This window comes from Marinobacter sp., assembly GCF_044799475.1.
In the GTDB taxonomy this organism is placed as follows: domain Bacteria; phylum Pseudomonadota; class Gammaproteobacteria; order Pseudomonadales; family Oleiphilaceae; genus Marinobacter.
On record NZ_CP085217.1, the window covers coordinates 2959578 to 2986577 of the forward strand.

At 57.0% G+C, this 27000-nt stretch carries 22 protein-coding genes and 1 pseudogene; 8 read left to right on the forward strand and 15 right to left on the reverse strand.

All coding sequences use genetic code 11. The features are described 5' to 3' along the window. Nucleotides 1–20: 20 nt before the first annotated feature. Nucleotides 21–458 (reverse strand): BLUF domain-containing protein, encoded by a 438-nt coding sequence (locus tag LG327_RS13670; RefSeq protein ID WP_404362644.1) that lies wholly within the window; start codon nucleotides 456–458, stop codon nucleotides 21–23. 125 nt (nucleotides 459–583) lie between these two features. Here LG327_RS13670 and LG327_RS13675 point away from each other — a divergent pair, with 125 nt between their 5' ends. The 3 genes from LG327_RS13675 to LG327_RS13685 all read left to right on the forward strand — a co-directional run bounded on the left by LG327_RS13675 (nucleotide 584) and on the right by LG327_RS13685 (nucleotide 5460). After that, on the forward strand, nucleotides 584–2668 hold the full coding sequence (locus tag LG327_RS13675) for a PAS domain S-box protein (RefSeq protein WP_404362646.1): 2085 nt from the start codon (nucleotides 584–586) through the stop codon (nucleotides 2666–2668). Beyond that, complete coding sequence (locus tag LG327_RS13680) at nucleotides 2643–3305, forward strand: response regulator (protein ID WP_404362648.1); 663 nt, start codon at nucleotides 2643–2645, stop codon at nucleotides 3303–3305. Before LG327_RS13675 ends, LG327_RS13680 begins: the two co-directional genes overlap by 26 nt. A gap of 811 nt (nucleotides 3306–4116) precedes the next feature. After that, on the forward strand, nucleotides 4117–5460 hold the full coding sequence (locus LG327_RS13685) for a GAF domain-containing protein (protein WP_404362650.1): 1344 nt from the start codon (nucleotides 4117–4119) through the stop codon (nucleotides 5458–5460). Here the strand turns inward: LG327_RS13685 and LG327_RS13690 are convergent, their stop codons facing one another. From LG327_RS13690 to LG327_RS13705, 4 genes are all read right to left on the reverse strand, one after another. Then, nucleotides 5461–6462 carry an alpha-ketoacid dehydrogenase subunit beta gene (locus tag LG327_RS13690; RefSeq protein ID WP_404362652.1) on the reverse strand — a complete coding sequence of 334 codons (1002 nt, stop codon included), beginning with the start codon at nucleotides 6460–6462 and terminating at the stop codon, nucleotides 5461–5463. 12 nt (nucleotides 6463–6474) lie between these two features. Next, a complete protein-coding gene (locus LG327_RS13695; protein WP_404362654.1) occupies nucleotides 6475–7461 on the reverse strand; it encodes a thiamine pyrophosphate-dependent dehydrogenase E1 component subunit alpha in 987 nt (328 codons plus the stop codon). A 26-nt stretch (nucleotides 7462–7487) separates the two neighbouring features. Beyond that, nucleotides 7488–8015 carry a c-type cytochrome gene (locus LG327_RS13700; RefSeq protein ID WP_404362655.1) on the reverse strand — a complete coding sequence of 176 codons (528 nt, stop codon included), beginning with the start codon at nucleotides 8013–8015 and terminating at the stop codon, nucleotides 7488–7490. A gap of 373 nt (nucleotides 8016–8388) precedes the next feature. Further along, nucleotides 8389–8814: a VOC family protein gene (locus tag LG327_RS13705; RefSeq protein ID WP_404362657.1), complete on the reverse strand. Its 426-nt coding sequence runs from the start codon at nucleotides 8812–8814 to the stop codon at nucleotides 8389–8391. A 695-nt stretch (nucleotides 8815–9509) separates the two neighbouring features. Between LG327_RS13705 and LG327_RS13710 the strand changes: the two genes are divergently transcribed. From LG327_RS13710 to LG327_RS13720, 3 genes are all read left to right on the forward strand, one after another. Further along, entirely contained in the window at nucleotides 9510–11330 is a 1821-nt protein-coding gene (locus LG327_RS13710) for a multicopper oxidase family protein (protein WP_404362659.1), read from the forward strand. A 520-nt stretch (nucleotides 11331–11850) separates the two neighbouring features. Beyond that, on the forward strand, nucleotides 11851–13161 hold the full coding sequence (locus tag LG327_RS13715; protein WP_404362661.1) for an MFS transporter: 1311 nt from the start codon (nucleotides 11851–11853) through the stop codon (nucleotides 13159–13161). Between the two features lie 100 nt (nucleotides 13162–13261). Continuing rightward, nucleotides 13262–14014, forward strand: coding sequence for a VIT1/CCC1 transporter family protein (locus LG327_RS13720; RefSeq protein ID WP_404362663.1), 753 nt, complete (start codon nucleotides 13262–13264; stop codon nucleotides 14012–14014). A 196-nt stretch (nucleotides 14015–14210) separates the two neighbouring features. On the opposite strand, the gene LG327_RS13725 is transcribed toward LG327_RS13720, so the two are convergent. Beyond that, nucleotides 14211–15926: a YdiU family protein gene (locus LG327_RS13725; protein ID WP_404362665.1), complete on the reverse strand. Its 1716-nt coding sequence runs from the start codon at nucleotides 15924–15926 to the stop codon at nucleotides 14211–14213. 162 nt (nucleotides 15927–16088) lie between these two features. Between LG327_RS13725 and LG327_RS13730 the strand changes: the two are divergent. Next, nucleotides 16089–16199, forward strand: a pseudogene (locus tag LG327_RS13730) (FAD-dependent oxidoreductase); the annotation flags it as partial. Nucleotides 16200–16294: 95 nt separating this feature from the next. After that, nucleotides 16295–16687, forward strand: a complete 393-nt coding sequence (locus LG327_RS13735) for a flavin monoamine oxidase family protein (RefSeq protein WP_404362667.1) — start codon at nucleotides 16295–16297, stop codon at nucleotides 16685–16687. Between the two features lie 56 nt (nucleotides 16688–16743). On the opposite strand, the gene LG327_RS13740 is transcribed toward LG327_RS13735, so the two are convergent. The 9 genes from LG327_RS13740 to soxB all read right to left on the reverse strand — a co-directional run bounded on the left by LG327_RS13740 (nucleotide 16744) and on the right by soxB (nucleotide 26959). Continuing rightward, a complete protein-coding gene (locus LG327_RS13740) occupies nucleotides 16744–17154 on the reverse strand; it encodes an ACT domain-containing protein (RefSeq protein WP_404362669.1) in 411 nt (136 codons plus the stop codon). Nucleotides 17155–17303: 149 nt separating this feature from the next. Further along, nucleotides 17304–17930 carry a lysozyme-like domain containing protein gene (locus LG327_RS13745; protein ID WP_404362671.1) on the reverse strand — a complete coding sequence of 209 codons (627 nt, stop codon included), beginning with the start codon at nucleotides 17928–17930 and terminating at the stop codon, nucleotides 17304–17306. Nucleotides 17931–18012: 82 nt separating this feature from the next. Further along, complete coding sequence (locus LG327_RS13750) at nucleotides 18013–21171, reverse strand: efflux RND transporter permease subunit (RefSeq protein WP_404362673.1); 3159 nt, start codon at nucleotides 21169–21171, stop codon at nucleotides 18013–18015. Continuing rightward, a complete protein-coding gene (locus LG327_RS13755) occupies nucleotides 21168–22289 on the reverse strand; it encodes an efflux RND transporter periplasmic adaptor subunit (protein ID WP_404362675.1) in 1122 nt (373 codons plus the stop codon). The genes LG327_RS13750 and LG327_RS13755 overlap by 4 nt, the downstream gene beginning before the upstream one ends. A 135-nt stretch (nucleotides 22290–22424) precedes the next feature. Further along, complete coding sequence (locus tag LG327_RS13760; RefSeq protein WP_404362677.1) at nucleotides 22425–23360, reverse strand: MBL fold metallo-hydrolase; 936 nt, start codon at nucleotides 23358–23360, stop codon at nucleotides 22425–22427. A 41-nt stretch (nucleotides 23361–23401) separates the two neighbouring features. Next, nucleotides 23402–24160, reverse strand: coding sequence for a thiol:disulfide interchange protein DsbG (dsbG, locus tag LG327_RS13765; RefSeq protein WP_404362679.1), 759 nt, complete (start codon nucleotides 24158–24160; stop codon nucleotides 23402–23404). Nucleotides 24161–24192: 32 nt separating this feature from the next. Then, nucleotides 24193–24708, reverse strand: coding sequence for a heme-binding protein (locus LG327_RS13770; protein WP_404362681.1), 516 nt, complete (start codon nucleotides 24706–24708; stop codon nucleotides 24193–24195). A gap of 28 nt (nucleotides 24709–24736) precedes the next feature. After that, nucleotides 24737–25198, reverse strand: a complete 462-nt coding sequence (locus tag LG327_RS13775; protein ID WP_404362682.1) for a hypothetical protein — start codon at nucleotides 25196–25198, stop codon at nucleotides 24737–24739. 3 nt (nucleotides 25199–25201) lie between these two features. Next, the gene (gene soxB / locus LG327_RS13780; protein ID WP_404362684.1) at nucleotides 25202–26959 is read right to left on the reverse strand and encodes a thiosulfohydrolase SoxB; all 1758 of its coding nucleotides are present in this window, start codon (nucleotides 26957–26959) and stop codon (nucleotides 25202–25204) included. Nucleotides 26960–27000 lie beyond the last annotated feature (41 nt).

Consider the following 27000-nt stretch of genomic DNA (forward strand, 5'->3'; position numbering starts at 1 on the left):
GAACCAATGTTCACTGCAGATCAGTCTGCCGGGTAAGCCTGTTCCTGAAAATCACGGATGATTTCCAGAAACTCCCGTGCCTCCCGAGGGGAGAATGCGGGGGGATAAAAACCACCATGGAGCCGGTTTATGTAAGTTCCCAGAAAACCCGGCAACTTCGCTACACCCATCGCCCAGTTGGTGAATCGCTTTTGCGGCGCTGGTCCATATTCGATCAGGCGCAGTCTGTTGTGCCTGTGATCTCCCATAATCCCTGCGTACAAATCGTTGACCGGACCTGCCGTACCTTCGAGCAGCTGCATGAAGAAGTCTTCGCTGTAGGCGAGCATCCCCGTGATTCCTTCTTTCGCATTCCGCTCCAGTGAGATGGTCAGAATATCTTCTATTTCGCGGCTGTCAGCGCCCGACACACGATAACTGTAGTAAATGAGTCGGACATTGAGCGCTGGGTCATCCATAGTGCTACCCCTGATTGCTGGAACCGGGCTCCGGTTTTTCGACTATAACCTTTTGTGCCACCTCAGATCATTCGGATGTGAGTTATCCGGTGCTATCCGTTATCCTCGTTCCGATGGAGGGCACAATGAGCGACACAAAGAAGGTCTATTCTTTTGCCGGAAAAATAAGTTTTCTGTATCTGGCCTTCGGACTGATCTGGATTCTGGTTAGCGACTATGTTTTCGGGCCCCAGAGTGGCCCGGCTATTGCCGGAGCAGCCATACCTCTGGCGACGATAAAAGGCCTCGGGTTTGTCCTGGTCACTGCCCTACTTCTTTATGGGCTTCTGACCCGGCTGAAACACCGCCTTATATCCCTGACCGAGGAATCGGAGCGCTCGGAGCGGAGCTATCGGATTCTGTTTGAAGCAAACCCTGTTCCCTCGGTGGTGGTCAGCCGGGAGTCCGGCGATATCCTCCGGGCCAATCCAGCAGCGGGTGACCTTTATGGCTATAAACCTGAAGAGCTTGAGAGCAGGCCCATCACCATGCTCGCCCCGGATTTTGACAGGAGCAAACTACCTTCAGCTACTCCTGAAAGCAAAGGGGCCAGGCTCCCGATGGATCACCGGGATCGGTCCGGCTCCACTCTGAAGGTGGAGTTAAATGGCCTTGTTACCGAATTTCATGGTGAGGCATCTTATCTGCTTCTGATACATGATCAGACTGGCTGGCGAAAAGCCGGTCGGGAACGCCGGAAAGCGCTCCGACACCTCAATTCTGCCCAGCGGGTGGGTCAACTGGGCCACTGGGAGTTCCGTCGAGGATCCGACAAGATCTACCTCTCTGACGGGGCGGCTTACATACTTGGCCTGTCGCAGGTCATGACTGACAATACCGTGACCATAGAGCAGTTATCCAGCGTGGTTTACGAGAAGGACAGAAAGTATCTTCTTGAACTGATCTGGGACCGTAACCTCCGGGATCCCTTCGAAATACGGTACCGGGTCCACTGGCCGAACAACGAAATGCGACACCTGCTGGTGCGCGGAGAGAGGCTGGAAAACGGAGAGGATCCGGACGCAGAATCCGAAGACGACATTCTCTGGATTGGTTCCTGCATCGATCTCACTGAACGGTACATTTCTTTAAAGAGGCTGTCAGAGAGCGAGCGCCAGTATCGGAAGCTGGTGGAGATGCTTCCCGATGGTGTCCTTCTCTGTTACGAAGGACTCATAACGTTTGCAAACCCGGCTGCTGCCAGAATTTTCAGAGTTTCCTCAACTGATGAACTGATAGGCCAATCCTTGAGAAGCCTGGTGGCGGAAGCCGAACATAATCAGAGTATAGACGCCGTCGAGCAGGCAAATGGCGTGAACTGTGCGCTCAGAATTCCGAACCTCAGGTTCAGAACGCCTGGCGGAGAAACCTTTGATGGAATGCTGGTAACACGGACAGTTCATCTGGAGGGCAGGGCGTTCGTTCAGGTGCTCGTCGCCGATGTCAGTGAGCGGGTAAGGATCAAAAAAGCCCTGGTTGCAGCCAACCAGCGGATGAGAGAGTTGGCCAACCGCACGATCACGGACCTGGAGCTCGAGCGCAAGCAGATCGCTCATGCTCTTCACGACGAGATCGGCCAGAGCCTGACGGCCATCAAACTGTCCTCCGGCTGGCTCTCCAGGAAACTCGAGGCCCCGGATGCGCTCGAGAAAGTCCACACCGTAACCAGCATTGCGTCGGATATCATTGAAAAAGTGAGAGACCTCTCACTGATGTTGCGCCCACCCCAGCTGGACGAGCTGGGTCTGGTGGCGGCAACCCAGTGGCAGGCGTCCCGTCTGCTCGAGCCTGCCGGCCTTAACTGGACCCTGAGCGCCGAAAGAGATCTCCCAAAGCTGGATCCCAGTAGTGAAATCGTGGCATTCCGGGTAATACAGGAGAGCCTGACCAACGCGGTGCGTCATTCCGGGGCCAGTGACGTGCAAATAAGATTTTCAGTCCGTGGGTTATGCCTGAACGTGGAAATTCAGGACAATGGCGAAGGATTTGACCTGGAAAACCGGACGGAACACATGGGGCTTGTTTACATGCGCGAGCGTGTGGAGCTTGCCGATGGCAGTATCAGGATTCATTCTGTTCCCGGGACAGGTACATCCGTGAGGGTGCAGCTGCCTGTCAGCCTGGAAGAAACATGTGGAAACAGTAATGACGAAGCGTATCGTATTGATTGACGACCACCACCTGGTGCGGGCAGGCCTGCGTTCACTGATCGAGTGCATTCCGGGCTATGAAGTGGTTGCCGAGGGTAGCGATGGCAGCGAAGCCATGGCGCTGCTGGAAAGAGAAGATCCTGACATCCTGATGACGGATATCGCCATGCCCCGGGTTTCCGGTCTTGATATCCTGCCTGAGGTGCGCGAACGTTTCCCGGACCTGCCGGTTATCGTGCTTTCAATGCACGCGTCCAAAGAGATTGTCATTAGCGCTCTGAAAGCTGGCGCTTCGGGTTATCTGGTGAAAGACGCTGCTGAAGCAGAACTTGAGCTGGCATTGAATGCAGTAGTCGAAGGGCATCAGTATCTGAGCCCGAGAGTGTCCAAGGAAGTTTTCGACGCGATGATGGCACGACGGGCCGGAGAAGCATCGGTCAGCGAAAAGAGCACATTGACCCAGCGTCAGCTTGAAATCCTGCGGCTGATCGCCCTTGGCAAGAGTGCCAAGGAAATCGCCTACGACCTGGGGGTGAGCAGCAAAACCGTGGAGTCCCACCGCACCCAGCTGATGGAACGCCTGGAGATCCGGGATATACCGACGCTGGTCCGGTATGCAATCCGCGAGGGGATCATCAGTCTTAATGAGAATATTTGACATTGATTGGGTAGCCGAGGCAAGAGGAAATGCAGATGATCGTTCTGCATACCTGATAGTCCATTTAACATAATATACATTATGCGAAGTTGTGGACAACTTTACCGCCGTTTCCGCCCCCCTTGGTGGACGACCACAGAAAGTGCTAAAGAATAGCCACAAGTATCTGATCTGTGGTTAGGTGGGTTTAGCACTTTGCTTGGTCGTCCAATTGACGGAAATCGCAATCTGAAATAATGTTTTGAGAGCTCAAACCCCTCTTGCGTTCAACTTGGGCACGCGGTCTATTTATTGACTGGATGAACTATTGCATGAGCTCCAACACCATTGGTGCTTTGCTTTTCAATCAGGAACTCATTGATTTCCTTCTCGGCCCCATTGTCATAAAAGTTGGCTCCTGTAGCTTAGCCCGAGTGCCGTCTGTGTCTCAGGCTTACGGTTGCCGCATATCCCGGGCCACTGGCGAAGTTTGCGTGTTCCTGTCTGAATCACGCTCTACCGATGTGTTACGTGACCTCCGTGCCGGAGGCGCTTTCTCTGCGGTCTTCAGTCGCCCGGCGACTCACAGAACTGTGCAGCTTAAGACTCCTGCGGTGCGTATTCAGCCACTTGAGCCTGGCGACCAGGTGCTTATTGAACGACATGGTCTGCGCGCTGCTGGCGAGCTGATTTCCCTGGGTTACGTACCTGCGTTTTCTCAGGCGTTGATGGCGCCTGATGTTACCGATTCTGTCTGTGTCTGTTTTACGCCCGTTGCCGGTTTTGATCAGACGCCCGGAGCTGGTGCAGGCCAACCCCTCGGAGCCGGGGCATGAAACCGCTTCTGAGCAGTCTTCGGCGCTGCTTTGAAGGCGCCGTTCCTGCCGTCATCGCTACCTGTGACGAGAACGCCATGCCCAACGTGGCTTACCTCTCACAGGTGCATTACATAGACGAAGAACACGTCGCCCTGTCGTTCCAGTTTTTCAATACAACGCGCAAGAATATTCTGATAAATCCGACTGCGACCATTCTGCTGGTGGATCCGGTGACGGCGGAGCATTATCACCTTCACATTTCCTATCTCCGCACCATCTCGGAAGGCCCGTTGTTCGAATCGATGAAGGCGCGACTGGCGGGCATCGCCTCCCATAGCGGCATGAGTGACGTATTCCGGCTGAAAGGCTCTGATATCTACCGGGTACAGAGTATCGAGCAGGTACCGGGTACCTCGCCGCCATGTGCTGAACCGCTGGCGCCCAGCCTTTTGCCGGTGTTGCGGCGCAGTATTGAGCGACTTGGGGCCTGCCAGGACCTCTCTTCCTTGCTGGCAGATGCCCTGGCCTGCCTGGCACAGGAGTTCGACATCCAGCATGCCATGGTTCTGATGCTGGACGCCGCTGGCCACAAACTCTATACCGTGGCCAGTCGCGGCTATCTTCATTCCGGTGTGGGTTCAGAGATTGGCCTTGGAGAAGGAATTATCGGCGTAGCGGCGTGTGAAGGTGTTCCCATTCGAATCGGCCACTGCGCTACCGAATATCTGTATAGCTGTGCGGTTCGCGAAAGTTATCTGCAGAATAATGCCTCTAGTGATCTCGAGAGGAGCATTCCCCTGCCCGGACTGGCTAAATCTGGCAGCCAGATAGCGGTTCCCATCCTTCACGGCAAGCAGCTGATCGCCGTACTTTATGCGGAAAGTCCAGAGGAGATGCGCTTTAGCTGGGATGACGAGGATGCGCTGGTGGCGCTTTCACACTATCTGGCATTGGCAATCAAATCGCTGGAACGCTGCAGCGATCTCGCCGTTGAGCCCGCGACCAGGAAGCCCATGTCGAAATCCGGCAGTAAGACGGTTGACGTATGTTTCTACCGGACCGACCAGAGCGTGTTTATCAACAACGAGTACATGATAAAAGGCGTCGCCGGGGCCATCCTGTGGAAGCTGGTCCGGGACCACAGCGCGTTGGGCCGCGACGAGTTCACCAACCGCGAGTTACGTCGTGATAACAGCCTCCACTTGCCGGATATTGTCGATAATCTTGAGGCGCGGCTGATCCTTTTGCAGCGTCGGTTGGCTGAACGCTGCAATGCCCTGGCAATCGAAAAAATAGGTCGTGGGCGCTTTCGCCTGCGGGTAGCCGGCCCATTACAACTTCGCGAAGCCGCTGGATAATCAGGCCTGCTCCACAATCTGATGCCTGACCACCGGCACAGCGTCGGGCACCATTTCCCGCACTGCCTGGACAATGTTTGCAGCTGTTGGGACTGTCGCCTGCTCCAGCACCCAGGACGCTGCGGCAGGCGCGTCGGGGCCGGTCAACCGCACCACCGGAGCCCGCAGCGCTTCAAACGCTCGGGTCACGGCCAGTGCACCAATCTCCGCCGCCATGCCACACAGCCCACTGGCTTCCTGGACAATGACCAGCCGCCCGGTTTTGCGCACTGAGCCCAACACTGTTTCCTCGTCCAGGGGCTTGAGGCTGCGCAGGTCGATTACCTCAGCGCTGATGCCGAGCTTCTCCAACTGTTTAGCCGACTCCAGGCAGATATTTACCGTTTTGGCGTAGCTAACCAGGGTGACATCAGTGCCGTCGCGCGACACCACAGCCTTGCCCAGGGGCACTAGGCACTCCGTATCCTCGGGAACTTCGCCAGTTGATTGCAACAGGCTCAGATCAGTAAATACGAGCACCGGGTTGTTATCACGGATGGCCGTCTTTATGAGCCCTTTAAAGTCCGCCGGGGTAGACGGCATGACGACCTTCAGTCCTGGCGCATGAACGAACATCGCTTCCAGGTTGTGGTTGTGCTGGGCGCCAACGCACCAGCCAGCGCCGGTCATGCTGAGGGTAACCAACGGAAATTCGTGCTGGCCGCCGGAAAGATAGCGCAACTTGCCGGCACTGTTGACCAGCGCGTCCATGGCGTAGGTCAGAAACGGCGCGAACAGCAGGTCGACGACAGGACGCAAACCACTGGCGGCGGCTCCCACGGCGGTACCGCTGATCACTGCCTCTGCCAACGGTGTATTGCGCACACGCTGCGGGCCGAAAGACTCCAGCAGCCCAGCGCGGGACTTAACCACGCCCTCACCCATCACCATAACGCAGGGGTCGCGCTGCATTTCTTCCTGCAGCGCCTGGTTTATTGCCTGTTCTACATTCAATATCGACATGTTTTTCATTCCTTATCCGGCATATACATGCTGAAGCAGCTTTTGTGGGTCAGGCCAGGGGCTTGCCTCGGCAAAGGCCTGAGCGGTATCGATCTGCCGGTGGATCCGTTCCTCGATGGCCCTGAACTCGTTATCCTGCAACAGGCCTTCGGCCTTCAAACGTGCCTGCATTAACGCAATTGGGTCGCGTTTCAGCCACCGCTGGCGCTCGACCTGGTCCACGTAGGCAATATCATCCGGCTCCAGGTGTCCGCGTTGGCGATAGGTCAGCAATTCCAGGAATCGTGGTCGGCCATCGGCGCGGATTGCTCCAACCGCTTGCCCTGCAGCTTCAAGAACCAGGTCTGCATCGTTACCATCAAGGCGCTGGGTATCGAGCCCATGGCCACAGGCCCAGCGGTAGATGGCTTCATCGGCCATGGTTTCCAGCCGGTGCACATAGGCCTGCCACTGGTTGTTCTCGCAGATAAACAGCAAAGGAAGCTGCCACTGCACGGCCAGATTGAGCGACTCATGCAGAATGCCTTCGCAGGCTGCACCGTCGCCAAAGAATACAACCACCACGCCGCCCTCCTCTCCCTGCCCCATCTTCTGTGCTAACGCCACGCCCGGGGCCAGCGACAGGCCTCCGCCCACAATAGTGGAGGTCAGAACCACGCCCAGTTCCCGCGCAGAGATATGGAGGCTGCCACTGTGTCCACCGCAATACCCGTCAACACGTCCCAGCACCTCCGCCATCAGGCGGCCCGGGTCGGCCCCTCGTGCAAGCAGGTGTGCAGCGCTGCGATGATTGGTGATAATTCTGTCGCGACTGTCCAGAGCGCCAACCACTCCGACAGCGCAAGCCTCCTGCCCGACGCTGGTGCAGGTACCAGGCGCCCCGTTGTTCTGCTGCAGCGAAGCGAGCCGCTCTTCGTATGCCCGGATCAGCATCATGGTGTCCAGGCCACGTAGCCGGGGTTGACGGTCGGTTATTGGTGTATCTCTCAAACGTTTCATAGCAAAGTCTTCAACCTAAAAGGGGGTCAGGGCGTCGCTGCTTGCAGCGGCAGATTCTTGGGAAAGAACTCGATGTATGGCGTGTTGACCGGTTGATTCGGGGCAACGGCGGTCGGTACCGTTTCACCTGCCGGCCCAAGGGACCTTATGAAATGGTAAAGGGCCAGCAGGTCGTCATCTTCCATGTCCCGCAGAGCGAACCACGGCATGGGTGGCATCATGGGTGCACGGGCCCGGGCCAGCCACTGTTCTTCGTCTATATCGGCAAAGTACAGCCGCAGATTGGCGGGGTAGGTGGTGCCCCAGGGGCCCTGAAACCCGACGTCCACTCCGGTCAACCACTGGTCCCGAGGAATATTGCCGCCCGATTCCGGATAGCCGGCGGTGTGGCAATCATTGCACCCGGCCACCCGTGCCAGGTACTCCCCTCGCTTAATGAAGTCATTGCTGACTTCACTCCCGGCGGCAAGGGCCGGGGCGGAGGCGAATAACACTGAACCCAATAGTATGGCGTGAAACGCAGGACGGAAATTTAGAGATGTTGGAGAAATCATTCCTGAACTCCTCTTGCTGATGTCGATCAAGTGGGTTCAGATTACTTCGTCCTTGGGAGAGGCGATGCTAAATCTTGCCTAAACAAATACTAAGAAATTACTAAGTGATCCCGTTGCACTGAAAACAGATAGCATTCGCCCTGGAGCTGGCCGAGCTGGGTAGGTCGGCCAGGGTCGTACATATATAGAAGGGCCTAGCGGAAAATATCTTGAAAATCTGAAATCATATGATCACGATAAGCCTTAATATATTGCTCAAAAAGCAATGATGTAGCTGGATTCATTCACCCCTCCAGCGGCAGTTATTCGAGGTATCTCAACCAAGATGCATTTTCAATTAACAAGGTAATTTTGCACCCTCACCGCCCACTGCTCATTTCGCAAACAACTGCCCAATATCCTTGAAGGCTTTGAACTCAAGCGCATTCCCACAAGGATCGAAAAGAAACATGGTGGCCTGCTCGCCAACTTCTCCTTCGAAACGGATGTATGGCTCAATCGCAAATTCCGTACTGAGCGATTTCAGACGTTCCGCAAGAGCCTCCCACTGTTCCCATTGCAAAACGATACCAAAGTGCGGCACCGGCACATCGTGCCCATCCACTGCGTTGCACTTAACATCTTCCTGCAAAGCGGTTTTGGGATGTTCGTGAATTACGAGTTGATGGCCATAAAAATTGAAATCGACCCATTGATCGGACGAGCGGCCTTCTTCCAGTCCGAGAACTTCGTTATAGAAAGCGCGAGCAGCTGACAACTCGTAAACTGGGATTGCAAGATGAAAGGGAGAAAGGCTCATTAACGGCTCCAATTGGTTTAACTGGTTGAAATCACATTCAAGAGAATCGGGTTCTACTCCAATTCTACAGACGGTTTTAAAACGGCGGGATAACTTCCGATCCTGATCGGCAACTCTACGTCGCATCCTTGAGTTATGGGACCGCTCAATATAGCCGAATAGATCAGCTCGCGCTTCGTTCTGAGTGCGGTAGCGCCGGTGGAATTCGCTCTCGCTTAAACGTCCCGAAGAGCCCCCGCATTCGGTATTATCACCACAGGGACAGACCGCACTCCTGAGCTGGACGCCGAATTTAGTACTTTGTGTGGAGAATCGGTTCGACCGCGTATTCTAGAAATTACTTTAAGTTTCTTTAGCACTATGTGTGGACACGGGCCTTTAAGTGTCTGATTTACCGTTAGGCGGGTTTAGTACTTTTTGTGGTCGTCCAGTGTTTACGGCTAGAGAGCCGCCACAGCTAGCACTTCGCCCATAGCTCTTGAACAGTCTAACCAATTGCTCTGGCTATATTGACTGCGACCATAATTGATCATAACTTTTTAATTGCAGTCCTGATCTATCTCTCCGACTGAGCCTGAAGCATAAACAGCCGCATTTTCAGACCCCGCCTGTCTCGAGAGACTCGATTCACGGTTCGTGTACTTGGTGATAAAACGAAAACTGACGACAAGGAAACCAACCAGGAGGGTTTAACCATGTCAGACAAAAAGCTTGCCAATCCATCGCGTCGCAGGGTTCTGAAAGCAGGGGTAGTTGCCGGCGCGGCAGCCGCCTTTGGCCCATGGGTCTTGACCAGCCGAACAGCAAACGCCGCGGCTTACCTACCCGGAATTACCCTTGACCCCTCAACCATCCCGCAGTTTCTCAATCCACTGCCGAACCCACTGGCAACCGCGTTCAAGTTCGATCTCTCGGGCTCGCCGACGATCGGCATGTCGCAGACGACCGCGCAGATACTCCCAACCGGCCCGGCGACCACGGTTTGGGGCTACTCTGGGACGGCACAGGCCGCCGGTTTTCCTGCAACCACCTTCCCCGGTCGGACCTTTGAAGTCCAGGCCGGAGAGCCGCTTCAGGTACAGTGGCAAAACAACCTGCCGGTCTATCCAAAGCCGGGAGCTCATCATTTGTTACCGGTCGACACGACCTTGCACGGGACCGAGTTTGACGCAGAGCTAGGACCACGGGTCGTGCCGCACCTGCACGGGGGCGACACGGAATCGGACAGCGACGGCCTGCCGGAGCAGTGGTGGACGCCCAACGAAGCCAAGGTAGGGTCAGGCTTCGACAAGAGCCTGTACGACTACGACAACTCCCAGGAAGCGGCCACCATCTGGTATCACGACCATGCGGTGGGCATCACCCGGCTCAACGTCTACGCCGGCCTCGCGGGCTTCTATATCATCCGTGATGACTATGACACGGGGCAGCTGGGCAACCCGCTCAGTCTCCCGCCCTCCCCTTACGACATTCCGCTGGCGATCCAGGACCGGATTTTCGATCTCGACAACCAGTTATTCTATCCATCGAGCCCGGCCCTGGCCGAACAACTGTTCGGCCCCGCAGTACCCGGACCCTACCCGGACCCTACGGTCTTCGCCGAGGTCTATGGTGATGTGATCATCGTCAACGGCAAAGCTTGGCCAAAGCTCCAGGTCGAGCCACGCAAGTACCGCTTCCGTATTCTCAACGGCTCGGACACTCGCTTCTACAATCTCTTCCTCGACTTCAGCGTGCCGTTCCTCCAGATCGGCACAGATCAGGGCCTCCTGAATTCACCAGTGCCGACACTACAGATCTCGGTCGCGCCGGGCGAGCGTTTCGACGTCGTCGTAGACTTTTCTGCACTCGCCGGCCAGACCATCATCATGCGGAACAATGCGCCAGGGACCTTCCGCCGCCCGCTGGTGATCGATCCGGAAACGACCGGCAGGATCATGGCCTTCGAGGTCTCGCTCCCGCTCGACCCGAACCTGCCAGACCCGGCCCTGCCGGCGACGTTGCGCGGCGGTCTGGACCAGCCAGCATCGATTTCGCTCGCCAACGAACTGGCCCTGGTTTCGAACACCCGCCAGGTATTCCTCTACGAGGGCCTGGACGGCTTGGGCCGACTCAAGCCGCTGCTGGGCACGGCCGAAGGCCCGCTGGACTTCTCGGCCCCGGTAACCGAGACACCGGTGCTCGGCAGCACCGAGATCTGGGAGATTCACAACACCACACCCGACACGCATCCCATCCACCTACATCTGGTGCGTTTCCTCGTGGTGAATCGCCAGGGCTTTGATGTGCGCCGGTTTATGCCAGGTGCCGGCGGGGCGGCCACGGTAAGGCTTCGGGGCCAGCCGAAGCCTCCCGCTGCCACCGAGGCCGGCTGGAAGGACACGGTGCAAGTTCGCCCGGGCGAGGTGGTACGGATTGTGGCCACCTTCAACCGGCCGGGACGCTACGTCTGGCACTGCCACATCCTCTCGCATGAGGACCACGAGATGATGCGGCCGTTCGTAGTCGAGGAGTAGCGACGGATTCCAGGTTTCAGCAGCCCTGATTCAGCCGGAGATGGTCACAAAACCTTCTGGCGACCAGGACGGGACGTGCGAATGAACTTGAGGCGGCAATGGGCACTCCGGCCATCACGGCTTGCACCGGAGTGCTTCGCGAAATCATCAGCGAAGGCGATCTGATCCGGCAATCGGACAAAGACCTGGACGCGAAGTCTGGTACTTTCTGAGGAAATCGGTAATCCCATTTTGAGCCCGGCGCTGTCTGCCGTCAGGATAGTCAAGCCCACAACACGAGGACTGAGCCCCGCGCGAAGGGAAGCCGCTGGCCCCGAAGTGCTAGAGGAAGGAACTGTCGGCTTGAGCATGTTGTTGGACGTGAGTGCCTGGATAAAAGCTTCTCGTAGAAACTGGGACACCTATTAGCCAGCCAGAGTCAATAGACCATACTAATCCCTTATGATGTCTTTCAAGACAGAGTCCCGTACCAACTGAAGCCAGAGCTTGGCGGCAGCTGCTAAGGAACAGCGAATTGCCCATGCACCAGGACAACAGAACACACCACCGAGTCGCTCCAAAACTCGCATCGTTGGCGGTTCTATTACTGGCAACCGTGGTGATGTACGTAAGCCAGGGGTTAACTCATACGCTGGTTCCGCTTCGGCTCGCGAGTGGCTCCGCCTCAGGTTTTGTCACGGCCTGTTATTTCGTGGGGTTCGGCCTGGGTGCTTTTCTGGGCCCGCTGCTTATCCGGCGCGTCGGCCATATCCGCGCATTTGGCGGCCTGTTGGGTATTGTCATCTTTGCCGTGCTTTCTCTTGCGCTGATCGACGCCCTCTGGTTCTGGGCAATGATCCGACTACTGCATGGCGCAAGTATTGCCGCCGTAGCCGTTGTGGTTGAAGCCTGGTTGGTCAGTGCCTCCGGCCCCGAGGCACGCGGACGGGTGCTTGCAGTCTACACCCTCGCAGTTTACGGAGGTATTGGCATCGGGCCACTGTTTCTGACCTTCTTGCCAGACACGCTCTGGCAACCATTCAGCGTTGCGGCAATCGCCCTGTGCCTGGCAGCGGTGCCGGTACTGTTCTGGCGCACCGATGCGCCGGCAATACCCACCCGTGCCCCCGCCAGCTGGCGACGCATCATAAACGTCTCGCCAGTCAGTCTGGCAACGGCCACTGCGGCCGGCTTTTCGGGGGGCGCCCTTACCGCACTGGGGCCGATCTACGCGCTCTCGTTGGGCCTGGATACGTCCGGCGTCGCGCTTATGATGAGCGTGCCCGTTATTCTCGGCCTGATTCTGCAATGGCCCGTGGGAAGCCTATCCGACCGTTACGAGCGCCGCCGGGTAATGTCGGGCGCAATACTGGTCAGCGCCAGTTTCGCACTCACGCTCATCTGGGGCCAGAGCCTGGGATTGGTCGCGATTTACTGCCTGCTGGCGGGTCTCCACGGTATTCTGTACGCGCTTTACCCCCTCGCCCTCGCTCATGCCAACGACCGAGTCGGGACGCCCACCGATACCGCTGATATCGGTGCCGGACTACTGTTGGGCTATGGCATAGGTGCGGCGGCGGGACCAGCCGTTGCCGGCGGCGCAGCCCTCGCCATGGGACCTGAATCGGGCTTCCTGGTGGCCATGGTAGCTCTGGCGCTGACTGGCTCCTACATCCTGCTCGATGTTCACCGCCATGCCCGGGTCGACATCGTCGATAAGGGCGCTTACACCAACCTGCCTTCCTCAACCCCGAAGGTGTTTGAACTGGAGCCCCGGACCGTACCCGATCCCGTGACTGAAAACGACCTAACCCCCACCCGCACCGATGAATCAAAGGGCCCGAATGTATGATGGTCAGGGGGGAAGTCCACATTACACTTCTGGTCAGCCCGATATCCTGGTTGAGGATATACTCTTATGGTTATCCATTCTGACCCCAGGAGGTTTGGACATGCCGACTCCCAGCCGCGAGGAGCTTCTGGATGAGCACCAGCCTGATGCGGTGCGAGTCCGGCTAGCAAAGCCAATGAGAGCATCAACGTTACCTGATGCTGTACTCGGAGGTATTGATGGTTGTGTCACTACCTTTGCGGTGATATCCGGTGCTTTCGGTGCGGGCTTCTCCCCGCAAGTAGCACTAGTCCTGGGTTTCGCCAACCTGGCTGCTGATGGCTTCAGCATGGCGGTGAGCAACTACGAGGCTGGCCAGGCACAATTGGCTCAGATTGCTAGCGCTGAACAGATCGAACATCAACATATCGCCTTGGTGCCAGAAGGTGAGCGAGAAGAGATTCGCCAACTGTTCCAGGCGAAGGGCTTTGAGGGAGAGCTGCTTGAAAAGGTAGTCGAGGCTCTATGTCATGATCCGGAAGTATGGGTCTCTACCATGTTACGAGAAGAATATGGGTTCTCTGCTGCTGGAATGAGTCCTTTGCGATCGGCTCTGACTACCTTCGCTGCATTCCTTTTGATCGGAACTTTGCCCCTCTTGCCCTATGCTCTGCCAGGGTTCAGTATCACAACTCAATTCCTGGCCAGTCTTGCTCTTGCAGGATTGGTGTTTTTAGGCATCGGCATGCTTAAGAGCGCGGTATATGGTGTGCCAGTTTGGCGTTCAGGACTACGTACATTGTTAATGGGTACCGCAGCGGCCGGATTAGCTTTTGCTACCGGCTATTTCGCAAAAGGGTTACTAGGTAACTGATGATTTGAGTTTTTTAGCTGCGGCAGGCTTCCAGTGGTGGGGCAATAGTTCGGCGATGGAGTTATTCTTCTGCGTCGGGACGCTGGGAGGGCTTGGTTACGCTTAGGCTGCTCCTATCAAGTGTCCACTACAGATAAGTGGACACTATCTTGACGACGGCAGCGCTACACTCAAGATGGGATTACCGGGCGCTTACTCACGACGAGCAGCTATAGTGCGACGATCCTCCAACCTCAAAGAGTTCCGGCGGCTTCAGCCTGTAGTATTTCTGCTCCACGCTCTTCGATTGCTCGGCGTATGGCTCGGTCATGACTTCCTGCAATTCCCGCAGCAAAGAGTAGTCCCCCGCAGCAGCTTGCTGATAGGCCGGCACAACCAGCCACTCTCTCAAACTGTACTTCGGATTGACGAGCTTCATCTGCTCGGAAAGCTCCTCATGAGAGCGGGACTGGGTCAGCGATTGCCATTTTGAGAGCCACGCTGCCCAGCGGTTGTCCATGCCTTCGGCGTCGGCCGCATAAGACCGACCCTTGTAGAAGCTTTTCCTGAGTGGCTCTATGTTGTCGGGCACCGATGAAAGCTCCCGGAAGAAGATGGTGTAATCAACCGTGGTTTGCATCATCAGTGTTGCGAGCTCGCTGAATAACCCTGGGTCAAAAGCGTCAAGTCCGAGCTTGGCACTCCACATTTTCTCCATCTGCGCTTGCATCACATTCGGGAAATCATTCTGAATCTCTTCGAGTTGCCGCAGACAATCCCTGTGTGATGTCAGCAAAGGCCGTAACGCGGAACAGAACGAGTGAAAGTTGCGCTCTGCCGCCAACGGCTGGTTGAGGAAGGAGAAGTGATGTCCGCCACCCGTCCAGGGTTGGAACTGCGGATCAAACACATCGCAGAATCCAAAAGGTCCATAGTCGAGCGTGAAGCCGCCGGCCGCACAGTTGTCGCTGTTGAAGTTCCCCTGGCAGTAGCCCACACGGATCCAGTTCGCCATAAGGGATGTCAGTCGGCCGCGAAACGCGCGGGCAAGTAACACTGCTTTCTCGGCGGTCGGCAGTGTTTTGTCGATAACGTCATCGTACTCGCGATCAATCAGGTGCAACACTATCTGCTCGAGCTCCTCCATCGCCTGCGGATGCTCGTTCTTGCGGGCGCGACGACTAAAGAGCTCGAGCTGCCCTACCCGAATAAACGACGGTGCAACACGGGTAGAGATGGCAACCGGCTCGGATATGAGCACATCTGGATCCAGGGACCGTGAGCCCTCCGAATACCATGGGCGCCTGACTTTTTCGGTTTTCGAAACATACAGGCTCAAAGACCGTGACGTTGGCACACCGAGCGCATGCATGTGTTCCTGCGCAAGGAACTCCCGGACACTGGACCGCAGAACGGCCCGGCCGTCTGCGCCGCGGCAATAGGGTGTGCGCCCTCCTCCTTTTAGCTGCATTTCCCAGCGCTGACCGTTAATGACGGCTTCAAACACGGAAACAGCGCGACCGTCGCCGTAGCCGTTACCGGTCCCGAACGGGCATTGCTGAATAAATTCTGTGCCATAGATGGAAAGTGCGTAGCCACACGCCCACCCGACTTTGCGCATGGGCTCCGGAGCGCGCGACAGGTCACCGGAAAAGATGCGGACGAAGTTCTCTGACTGCGCCATGCTGTCGGCGAGGCCAAGTTCGCGAAACAGGGTTTTCCCGTGCGCGACGTACTCGGGACTTTCGATGGGCGTCGGACTAACCGGAACATAATGGCCGGAGAAGACCTGTCGCGGTGCGTGATCCGCGCCGGTTACGTTGCCCTCAGGATCGCAGTTGAGGGTATCGACGAGCGAATAGTCTGCCAGAGTTGCGAGATCGTCGAGGGTTGCGACGACAGTGGGTGTTTCGCGAGCTACTCGCTTTCGCATGCAGGCTCCTTATGCGTGGTTTTGATCAGTGGCAAGCCAAAGGCCCGCTCATCGCTCGTTATGGCGGCATTTGTATGAGACTCTTTTCGCCTTTAAGTTCCCAACACAAACCTTTAAATCGGTTGGCGATCTTACATGAATCATACTGATGCTGAGCTCGATGTCATAATTATTGGCGCAGGTCTCGCAGGACTGAAAGCAGCGCTGGAACTGAAAAACACTGGAAAACGCATCCTGGTTCTGGAGGCGCGGGATCGAGTTGGCGGGCGCTCCATGCCGGGGAAATATGTGGCCAGAAAATTGACCTGGGCGGCTGGCGAAAACGCGGTCTGAACGGCTCTGTTGCCAGTAGCGACCGCATATTCAACGTGGTTTTTGACCAGTCACAAAGCGACGGCGGCATCGGCATCCTTGTTGGTTTTATCGACGGGGATAATGCCATCAAGATGAGCGGAAAGGACGAGTCCACGCGCCGCAAACAAGTAATCAGTGATCTGGTCCATTATTTCGGGCCTGAAGCTTCCAACCCGATAGCCTATGTGGAACAGGACTGGACCAAAGAGGAATGGAGCCAGGGATGCTATGTAGCACACGCTGCCCCGGGCACGATCACCTCATTTGGCGAAACAATTCGGCAACCCTGCGGCCGCATTCACTGGGCCGGCACGGAAACAGCCACCGAGTGGACAGGCTATTTAGACGGGGCCCTTCAGTCAGGCATACGGGCCAGTCGGGAGGTTCTATTGGCGGCCGGCAAATAATATCCAGAATTTTGGGGTCATTCCCGGGCGCCTGGACATCGTTGCTGCATACTCCCTCAGCCGCCGGGGTGGCTGGCAAGCTCCTTCAGCGCTGCCATGGCCTCATCGGCTCGGTCGCTGGGTACGAACATGTGGTCGTGATAAAACCCTGCGATGACGTTGGTGGTAATGCCCCGCTCTGCAAGCAGGCTTGTTACCACGGATGTGAGTCCCAGAGCTTCAAGACTGGAGTGTCCTTCGAGCGTGATACGGCAAAAGATTCTGTAGTAGTCCAGGCCCTCGGCTTTGGCCTGCTCCAGAGGAATCACCAGGGTTAGTCCTTCCAGTTCGGCAATGCTGGCAATGGGCTTGAGCCTTTCCAGCTCGCCATACTTTGCGTTAGCCACTGTGCAGTAAACATAAGTCGTCGAGTCCAGTTTCGGTGAGAGCTGCCTGATCAAATCCTGCAGAAACTGTGTTCGTTTCATCTCTGACTTTCCTTTAGCCGAATGTCGTGTGTATATGGAAATTTAGCACTTTCTGCGGTCGTCCGGAGCAAAATATCATTTCCCCGGCAAGGATGCTGAAATACGCCCTCGTTCGACCGTGGCAATAATCCTGCACCTGTCACACACTCTCACTTCTGACAGAACGGCCAGAACTGGTAGAAGCGCCAGCACTTGAATTCAGCTTCGCACTGCTTGAGCTGATTGTCGTAGGCCCAGGCCCGGTCGCGGACGCTCAGAGCAACGCGCTGCAGGCCGGGCTTGTTGCCGTAGGTTCCGCGCCGGTAGCCGGTCGGCCCTTCATGGTAGGCATAATAAAGGTGCTTCGGGTTGGACAACCCAATGCCGATCCGCTCATGGCTGCGCCAGTTGTACCAGCCAATGAAGTCCGTCGCATATTTCATGTGGGTACGGCGTGAAAACAAACCACCCTCATCGTCCAGATACTCACCCCAGACCGCGTCCTGGGCCTGCGGGTAACCGTAAGCCGACGACGAACGGAACCAGGGGATAAAGCCCCAGAGCCGGGGTCGTGGCGGACGGACATGGCTTCGGAACGACGATTCCTGGCGAATGAATGCCATCTGGGTGGCAATGGGTGTGCCCCATTTCTCCTGACTTGCCCTGGCATAGTCATACCACTGGGGCTGTTCGCGGAAAATCTCGCAGATATTGCTCTGGTCACGCGGTGGTGACGCAGCGAATGGCGAACAGCCGGCCACCGCTGTCAGCAGCATCAGGATAAACATCAAACGCATGAGGGCTTGCACCATTAACCAGAAATATCCGGAGTATAGGCCCCAGAGTCGACCGCAGGAACAGGTGACCTGTCCTCTCTGTTTAATTGTTCTCTGGTAATGGAATCACGCCCGTGCTTTTTCCCTGCAATCGTTCACGCACCTTCACGCGCGCCATCAAGGCACAGGGGGTAATGATCAGCGTCAGCACCGTCGCAAATCCCAGACCGAACACAATGGCCGTTGCCAGGCTCAACCACCACTGGGTGATGGGTGCGCCAAACGCGATTTCCCGATTGAACAGATCAATGTTCATCCGCAGCATCATGGGCATCAGCCCCAGAACGGTGGTCACGGTGGTCAGCACAACGGGGCGCAGGCGCAACAGGCCCGTGCGCAGAATCACTTCCCGAGGATCGGCGATGCGCTTCTGCAACCGGTCGTGGGTGTCGATCAGTACAATGTTGTCGTTGACGACGACGCCGGCGAGCGCAATGATTCCGGTACCGGTCACCACAATGGAGAAGGCCTGGTTGGTCAGCAGCAGGCCCAGCACGGCGCCGATGGTCGACACCACCACGGCCGAAAGTACCAGCGCGGCGCTGAAAAAGCTGTTGAACTGGGTTACCAGGATCACCGCCATCAGAAAGAGTGCGACAAACAGGGCGCGCATCAGAAACGCCTCTGCGGCGCGCTGCTCTTCGTCTTCGCCCTTGAATTCGTAATTGACCCCGGAGGGCAGAGGATCGGTGGCCAGCCAACTGCGCAGCTCCTGCACCTTGTCGTCAGCCAGCACGCCGGGGGCGGTATTCGCGCGCACCGCCATCGCTCGGGCTGAGTCAACCCGGCGTAGATTGGCCACCCTGGGTTCGGCTCGGCGTTCAATGAAGTTACTGATCGGCACCGCACCCGCAGGCGTGTTCACCCGTAGTTGATCAAGCTGGGCCAGGGTGCGCCAGCGCTCCGGATACCGCACAACAATATCAATTTCCTCGTCGGTGTCATCAGGCCGGTAACTGTCCAGGCGTAGACCGTTGGTTACAAGTTGGGCAGCGTTGCCGATAGTGGTGACATCCAGTCCAAACCTTGCTGCCAGGGCCCGATCCACCCTGAGCTCCCACTCGATACCGGGCAGCGGGCGGTCATCTTCGATATCCGTGAGTCCCTCCATGGATTGAAAACGCTGACGCACTATCTCCACTGCCTCGGGCAGTTTGTCAGGATCGCGGGCGCTCAGTAACAGCTGCACCGGTTTACCCACGGGCGGGCCTGCCTCCATCCTGCGAACCTCGACCTGGATACCGGCCAGCTCATCTGTGCGTTCGCGGATTGCCTGTAAGATCTCATTGGCAGGTGGGCGCTTATCCCAGTCCTCGAATTCCACCGAGATCCGACCCACAACATCCTCGGCCATATCTCCCATAAAGCTTAAGCCGCCACCGCCGGCCGTGCGTGCATAGACGCTCTCAAAAGAATCCCGGTACGCCAGCACTTCCTGCTCCACTTCGCGGACCAGCGCATCCTTCTGCTCTAACGAAAGATTGCCCCGGGCGTGGACCAGCAGAGTGGCGAAATCCGGTTCCACCTTGGGGAAGAACTCAACGCCCTTGCCGAACGCCCCGTACAATATCCAGGCTGCGAACAGGGCGACCGCCGTAACCCCCAGCACTCGGCCCGGGTAATCCAGGGCCTTGTTGAGCCCGCGCAGATAATAGCTGGCAGCCCCGGTGATCTCTTCCAGATTGCCGTATTCGGCGGCGCTGAGATTGCGTCGCTGCCATTCAGCCTCGGCCCCGGTCTTCCCCAGATGGGCGCCCAGGGTGGGTACAAAAATCAGCGCCATCAGAAGCGACGCGGCCAGGGTGGTCATGAGCGTAATGGGGAAATATCGCATGAATTCGCCCACGATGCCGGGCCAGAACAGCATCGGCAGAAACGCTGCCATGGTGGTGAGGGTAGCTGAGATAATGGGGCCGCCCATGCGCCGGACGGCAAGGGCGTAGGCCCGATAACGATCTTCACCCGCCGCCATGTGGCGCTCGGCGTATTCCACCACCATAATGGCACCGTCTACCAGAACCCCGATTGCCAGGATGAGAGCGAACAGCACCACCATGTTCACGGTATAGCCCAGGAGGTGCAGCACGAGGATACTGGCCAGAAAGGAACCTGGAATGGAAATGCCGACCAGCAGCCCAGAGCGCAACCCAAGAACGCCGACCACTACAATCATTACCAGCACCACGGCGCTTACCACGTGGTTTTCCAGATCCGTGAGCATCATCTCGATGAACTCAGACTGATCCTGGCTGTAGCTCACTATCAGATTGGACGGCCAGCCAGCTTTCAAAGCATCAACTGCGGAGCGCACCGCCGCGACCGTGTCGATCACGTTCTCCCCCGTGCGCTTGGTGATTTCCAGGGTCACCGCCGGGAGCCCATTCACCCTGGCGTAGCCCTCGGCATCCTTGAAGGTGCGGTTGACAGTGGCGATGTCACGGACGCGCACGATGGCCTCGCCCTTGACCTTCACCGGCATATTGAGCACATCTTCGGTGGTCTCGACCAGTCCGGGCACCTTGATCGCAAAGCGCCCCTCGCCGGTATCCAGGTTGCCCGTGGCCACTAACCGATTGGAGCGGCTCAGGTACTGGATGATCTCTCCAGCCTGCAGGCCGTAGCTTTCGATCCTCAAAGGATCAACGATGATTTCCACCACCTCCTCGCGTTCCCCGGCGATCGTCACGTCCAGCACACTGGGCACCGATTCGATCTCATCACGGGTGGTCCGCGCCAAATGCTGCAAGGTGCGCTCGGGCACGTTTCCGGCCAGTGTCACCAGCAAAACCGGAAAAATGCTTGTGTTGATCTCCTGCACCACGGGGGCGTCAGCGCCGGCCGGCAGCTCCGGTTCCGCCTTGTCGACCGCGTCTTTCACGTCCTGGAGTACCGCGTCGGCATCAAACCCGGCATCAAATTCCAGCACGATCTCGCCGCCACCCTCAGAGGCGCTGGCCCGCATCTCCTTCAGTCCATCGATTCCGCGGAGTTCCACCTCCATCGGGCGGATCAGCAAACGCTCAGCGTCTTCCGGCGACACTCCTTCCAGGCCCACCTTTATAAACACAAAGGGAATGTCCACATCTGGTTCCGCTTCCTTGGCGATGTCCAGATAGGCCCAGGTGCCGGCGATCAGTAACAGCGCCAGAACGGACAACACGGCCCGATGGCGGTTGAACAGCCACTCGATCCAGGCCGTCACTGCCTTACTCCGGGAATTTCAAGTCGTTCAAAGGGAACTGTTTCGACCTGCTGGCCGGCGCTCACGAACTCGTGGCCCACGGCGATCACACGCGCCGACTCCGGAAGTCCGGTCAGCCACACACCATCAGGTGTGTCCCGCACCACCTCCACCGGATAAAAAAGCACCTTGCCAGTCCCGCTCACGCCTTTGACGCCCAGGGTGCCGTCATCGGCCAGTGTCAGTATCGATGCAGGCAGGCGGTGGGCGACGAGCTCGTCGGCAAAGAGGGCAACCTCAGCGGTCAGTCCCTCGATGATGTCGCCGTCCTCATTGTCAATCACCACCTCGACGGGAAAGGTGCGGGTTGCCACCTCAGCCACCCGACCCACAAAGACCACTTTGCCCTCATGAACGGAATCGTTAATCAGTCTTACCTCGGCCGAGTCGCCCTCGTCGATCCTGTTCAGGTGGCGCTCGGACAGAGACCCCCTTACCCGGATGGGACTCAGATCAACTACTGTAGCCACCGATGCGCCCCGGCTCAGAAAATCGCCCTGCTCCACATAGCGGGTCTCGATTAAACCCTCTATGGGCGCCCTGATCTGTGTGCGTTCGACCTCCGATACCGCCATCTTAAACTGCGCCCGGGCCGATTCCAGAAGCGCCTGGGCATTGGCGAGCATGGTTTCCGAAATCGAGTCCCGTTCGCGCAACTGCTGCGCCGCGCGAAACTCGATCTCGCGCTGCTCCACCAGTGAGCGGGCCTCCTGTACCCTCGCCTGCCGGCTCTCCACCGCCAGCTCTACCAGTAGATCCCCCTGGTCTACCCGGTCCCCCTGCTCCAGATACAGTTGCTCGACTACCCCATCCGTCTCCGCTTTCACCGTCACGCTGCGATCTGCCAGGGTGCGACCATTAATAATGATTCGATCCTGAATTACCTGGTGGTGCGACTCCAGAACCCGCACTGATACTGCTTCATCAGCTTGCTTCGCCGCGACCTCCTCTCCGATCTCTGGGGGTTCTGAATCATGGAGCACCCCGGAAAACATCCAGAGGACCACGGCAACAAAGATAAGGCTGGCAATTAGCGCAGAACGGGGATACAGCAGGGACTTCCTGTCGGCTGTAGGCATCGGAGAATCACGGGGTTGCGGCTATTAAAATCCAGAATAACGACTCGGGAGAAATCCTGGTTGATCAGGATCAAAAAGATGCACGGAACATCTGCAGACATCAGGAAAGGGACGGCTTGAGCGGTAAACTCCCCATCAGAAATACTCAAACTCCAGATCCTGGTAGACGCGCCCCGCATTCTTGGCAGCAAGCTCTTCGAAGGTATCCAGGTAGGACCATTGCGACTGGTCGATGTTATAGGCGTCATCCAGGCCACCCCCACGCTCCAGAATTTCGATCACAGCGTCACGCAGGAACACGAGATAGCCACGGGTTTCCCGGGTAACCACGTCAATGGTGGTGGGCTCACCGTGACCCGGAATCACAATGTCCGGGTCCAGCTGGGCTGTCATCCTGTCGAAAGACTCAATCCAGGAACCGGTGTCGGTGTCTGGGAACACGGCGAGTAAGCGCTGGTGGAAGCCGAGATCTCCGGTTATCAGCAGCTTTTCATCAGGGATCCACAGAACGATATCCCCCGGCGCATGCCCGGGGCCGAAATAATGCAGCTCAATTTTCAGGTCTCCCATGTTGAGTTCAAGCCGGTCTTCGAACCCGATATCGGGCACCGCGACGTAGGTTCCTTTGGCCTTTTCCCCATTTCTGCGCTGCATGGAGGCCAGTTTGGCTTCACCCTGGTGTTTGAACTCATCAATCGCCTCGTTCTGGGCAATGGCCGGAACGCCCTGGTCCCGCCAGTAACTATTGCCCAGCATGGAATGGCCCTGAGAATTTTCATTCACCACATATTTGACGTCTTTGTCGGTAATGCTTCGAATTGAGTTGTGGAAGGCTTCCGCAAGCAGGTAGTTGTCACCACCATTGAACACAACCACACCTTTGTCCGTGATGATGAAACTGAGATTGTTGTTAAGGCCGTGGTTCTCGTATGTGGGAGGAGCAGTCGCACCTATGGCTGAATAGACCCGATCCGTTACTTTGGTGAGTTCCAGTTGCTCCGGAATATCATTATCTGCAGCGACAGACCCGGGAAGGATCAATACAGCCAGAAAAAGCCCTCGAAAACCCATAATTGTTCTCCCTGTAGAGCACATCGGAGCGAACGGCGAAGCTATTCAGGATGCCTGAAAACTGCCTCGGACAATGCCGAGTCATCCGGTAGCCCAATGATCTTGCGTATGTCTCCATCCGGATCTTTATAAAACACCGATGGCGTTACTGCTACGGCCAGACTTTCCATCAGCCGGTTATTGCTCTGGACCAGTTTCCGAAGCTCCGGCGGTACATTTTCTTCGGATTCCAGCCAGTCTCTCGGGAACTGGCTGTCGTGGAAATCGAGCTTGCTGACTGGGTCATCCGCCCCGAGCACGCTGGCCGCCTTGGCCAGGCTGGAGGGTTGAATGATGCCGACCATGACATGCCGCAGCTCGATTCCCCGCTCCAGATAGCGCTGGGCCTTCTCCCGGAAGATCAAGCAGTAGCCGCAATTGGCGTCTGTAAAGGCATAGACAATACGTTTGGCATCGCCAGGCCCTTCCGACACCCAGGCCGCATCCGCCAGTTTTTGCCAGGCTCCGCTCAAATCCGGTGTGGGGAGGTGGTTTCGGATGTGCTCGGCACTGAGATCCTGGCCAAAGCCGTCGACCATTCTGCCGACGACGACGTGCTCGCCGTCCGGCATGAGGTAAACGGAGACCGGATGGCCGTTCCTGCGGCCGACAAAGCCTTTCACTCCCCCCGGTGCGTCGAAGCTGGCTTCCACTTTAAGACCCTCATCAACCAGTACCTGGACAGCATCCGGATACGCTGCCAAAGCCATGGAGGGAAGCAGAAATAACAGGGAAACTACCTTCAAAATGTGCCTTAACATATTGATTCCGATTTATATTTAAAATAAAACGATCAAAAGGACGCCATTTCCAGATCCATCTCCACCGCGGCAACACCCGCCAGGGCGCAGTTTTCATCTGTCTCGCCAGAAGGCGCGCCACTCACGCCAACGCCCCCAATGGTTTCACCGCTCGCCTGGATGGGCACTCCCCCCGCTGAGAGCAGTACCTTCTCTAGCTTGCCAACGGAAAACGGCCCGGTAAAGCGATCTTCCAGAGCCGAGGTCGGGGAGGTGAACGTCATGGCGGTGTATGCCTTCCGGTAGCTGACCTCAAGAGAGAGGTCCATGGCGAGTACATCCCGCAGTACCACCTGAGGGTGCCCTCCCCTGTCCACCACAGTCACGGAGACCTGAACGCCCTGCTCGCGGCATGTGTCGATTGCGGTTTTCGCGATGGTCAGAGCGGTATCCATGGACAGCCTTTTGATCTCCACCATCACTGGCTGCTCGCTCTCCTGGGCCCCGGCAATACCGGTAGCAGCAAGGGCTGATGCAAATATCAGGGGCTTCAACAGGCTGGTTTTCATGGCAGGTTTCCTTTTCAGAGCCAGACGATCATGGGCGAACGAGAACATAGCCTTTTTCAACCTCATCCAGGATATGCGCAACCCCCACGTCGACCGGGATGCTTTCAGGGTGGAGCTCCGGACGGTTTCCGGTGTCTCTCTCGATGGTATTGATGGTGTTCATGCAGACGCTGAACCTGACGCCCTGGGCCATGAGACTGCTGATCCTCTCCCGCCGGCTGTTGTCCGCGTACATCAGGCGCACGCCTGGTCCGAAGGTGGTTACCTCGATGTCAATCGTATCTGGCCCATAGTGTTCCAGCAGGTTGGCGGCAACACTGAGCACCCTGCTCTGCTGCTCCGCCTCATCGTCGCTCAGTTGAAGGAGCAGGAATTTCTCGGCAAATGGCTTGCTCTCGTTCAGCGGTTCCCCGTGAAGCGTGCCCGCCGCTAACAGGAGCGCCAGACCCATTAGCGCTGCGCTGGATTTTGCAAGGAAATTCCTGTTCATCATTTATCCTGCGTAGTCTTCGATCCCGGGATTGCCGGCCACATTCTTGAGAGTTGGTTTATTAAATTTGTCTATCCTGACTGTCTTCTCTGATTTCAGGTACTCAGCAACAACGTCCCAGATTGGCGGGCCCGGTGCCCGTGAGTTCACGGTGGCCCAACCAGCCACTTTGTACATTTTTGTGGCTTCGATCTGCTCGCCGTTATCCAGGCGCATGTCCGAGATTCGATTGTTCATACTGGCTGTTGGATCACAGGTGTAGTCCATGCCACCGACACGTACCATGTCACCACCCTGCTGGTAATAAGGGTCCTTGTTGAACAGGTTGTCAGCCACATCCTCCATGATGAGCATCAGGTCGGCGCCCGACATTTCCCGGACATAGGTTTCCGGATAGGTAATGGCTGTGGCGTTCATCACATCGTCCATGGTGATGTGGTCACCCGGTAGCACGGTGGTACCCCAGCGAAACCCGGGTGAGAGGGAGATCTGTGCATCGAGAACCTTGCGCTGCGCGTCGCAGATCACCTGGTCCATGGTGCCGTTGAAGTTGCCGCGCCGGTAGAGCAACTCGTCGGCGACAGCCAGTTTCTCTCCGAGCTTGTCCATATAGGGGGCCCGGACTTCCTGAATGAAGCTGGTCATGGCAGGGTCCGCCTTGATCAGGTCGGAGAAGACCGGCAAAAGCTTGTATTCGTAGCCCCGAACGCCGTCATTGCCGATATCAAGATCCAGCACAGCAATGTATTTGCCGTTGGTGCCGGCGTTGCTCACCAGGGTCTTGCCACCGGGATTGCTGACTTCTGTAGGTTGCGGGACTGCATCGTGAGTGTGGCCACCCAGGATGGCATCGATGCCGGTAACGCGGCTTGCCATTTTAAGATCCACATCCATGCCATTGTGGGAAAGGACCACAACCGCGTTGACCTTTTCATTCTCACGGATCTCGTTAACCAGCGCCTGCATCTCGGCTTCGCGGATTCCCATGCGCCAGTCAGGAATGAAATAAGACGGATTGGCGATCGGGGTATAGGGAAAGGCCTGGCCGATGATCGCAACGCGCTTGCCCCCCAGTTCGCGGATGGTATAGGGCTTGAAGACCCGTCCACTGGCTTCGTCGTACGCTTGCGCACCCATGAACATGGCTTCGTCAGAGAGGAAAACGTTCTGGGCGAGAAACTCTCCCTTGAAGGTGCTCAGATTCTTGCGAATCTGCTCTTCCGGATAGGTGAATTCCCAGTGTGCCGTCAGGATATCGATGCCAAGCAGGTTACTGGCTTCCACCATATCCTCGCCCTGGGTCCAGAATGCGGTACCGGAACCCTGCCAGAGGTCGCCACCGTCGAGCAGCAGCGAGTTACCCGCACCGGCTTGCTCCCGCAGTTGATCAACGAGGGTTTTCAGATGTGCGAAACCACCGAGTTTGCCGTATTCCCGGGCTGTCTCAGTGTAATTGAGATAGGTGAATGCATGGGAGCGCCGGGTATCTGCCGGAATTCCGAAATGGTCCAGGAAGTGCTTCCCGACCAGGTGCGGAACCCTGCCCTTACTGGGGCCAATTCCCAGGTTCACGTTGGGTTCACGGAAATGAACAGGTAATAACTGGCCATGAATATCGGTGAGATGAAGCAATCGGGCGTTGCCGAACTTCGGTGCGTCGTACAGTCCCTCGCCGCCTTGTGCCAAAGCAAGCTTCGGGGCAAGCCCGGCAAGGGCTGCCGCCTGCATGGCCATGAGGAAGTCTCTGCGGGAAATTGTCACTGCACTCTCCTCTCTTTTGTAGTTATTGCAGTCTTTTGTAT

Coding starts and splice junctions, on each gene's coding strand:
- LG327_RS13700 (WP_404362655.1), bottom strand. CDS start 8,015: ATGATTTCTCCAACATCTCTAAATTTCCGTCCTGCGTTTCACGCCATA.
- LG327_RS13720 (WP_404362663.1), top strand. CDS start 13,262: ATGCCGACTCCCAGCCGCGAGGAGCTTCTGGATGAGCACCAGCCTGAT.
- LG327_RS13670 (WP_404362644.1), bottom strand. CDS start 458: ATGGATGACCCAGCGCTCAATGTCCGACTCATTTACTACAGTTATCGT.
- LG327_RS13715 (WP_404362661.1), top strand. CDS start 11,851: ATGCACCAGGACAACAGAACACACCACCGAGTCGCTCCAAAACTCGCA.
- dsbG (WP_404362679.1), bottom strand. CDS start 24,160: ATGTTAAGGCACATTTTGAAGGTAGTTTCCCTGTTATTTCTGCTTCCC.
- LG327_RS13690 (WP_404362652.1), bottom strand. CDS start 6,462: ATGTCGATATTGAATGTAGAACAGGCAATAAACCAGGCGCTGCAGGAA.
- LG327_RS13695 (WP_404362654.1), bottom strand. CDS start 7,461: ATGAAACGTTTGAGAGATACACCAATAACCGACCGTCAACCCCGGCTA.
- LG327_RS13770 (WP_404362681.1), bottom strand. CDS start 24,708: ATGAAAACCAGCCTGTTGAAGCCCCTGATATTTGCATCAGCCCTTGCT.
- LG327_RS13705 (WP_404362657.1), bottom strand. CDS start 8,814: ATGAGCCTTTCTCCCTTTCATCTTGCAATCCCAGTTTACGAGTTGTCA.
- LG327_RS13775 (WP_404362682.1), bottom strand. CDS start 25,198: ATGAACAGGAATTTCCTTGCAAAATCCAGCGCAGCGCTAATGGGTCTG.
- LG327_RS13685 (WP_404362650.1), top strand. CDS start 4,117: ATGAAACCGCTTCTGAGCAGTCTTCGGCGCTGCTTTGAAGGCGCCGTT.
- LG327_RS13745 (WP_404362671.1), bottom strand. CDS start 17,930: ATGCGTTTGATGTTTATCCTGATGCTGCTGACAGCGGTGGCCGGCTGT.
- LG327_RS13725 (WP_404362665.1), bottom strand. CDS start 15,926: ATGCGAAAGCGAGTAGCTCGCGAAACACCCACTGTCGTCGCAACCCTC.
- LG327_RS13680 (WP_404362648.1), top strand. CDS start 2,643: ATGACGAAGCGTATCGTATTGATTGACGACCACCACCTGGTGCGGGCA.
- LG327_RS13740 (WP_404362669.1), bottom strand. CDS start 17,154: ATGAAACGAACACAGTTTCTGCAGGATTTGATCAGGCAGCTCTCACCG.
- LG327_RS13710 (WP_404362659.1), top strand. CDS start 9,510: ATGTCAGACAAAAAGCTTGCCAATCCATCGCGTCGCAGGGTTCTGAAA.
- LG327_RS13760 (WP_404362677.1), bottom strand. CDS start 23,360: ATGGGTTTTCGAGGGCTTTTTCTGGCTGTATTGATCCTTCCCGGGTCT.
- LG327_RS13675 (WP_404362646.1), top strand. CDS start 584: ATGAGCGACACAAAGAAGGTCTATTCTTTTGCCGGAAAAATAAGTTTT.
- LG327_RS13755 (WP_404362675.1), bottom strand. CDS start 22,289: ATGCCTACAGCCGACAGGAAGTCCCTGCTGTATCCCCGTTCTGCGCTA.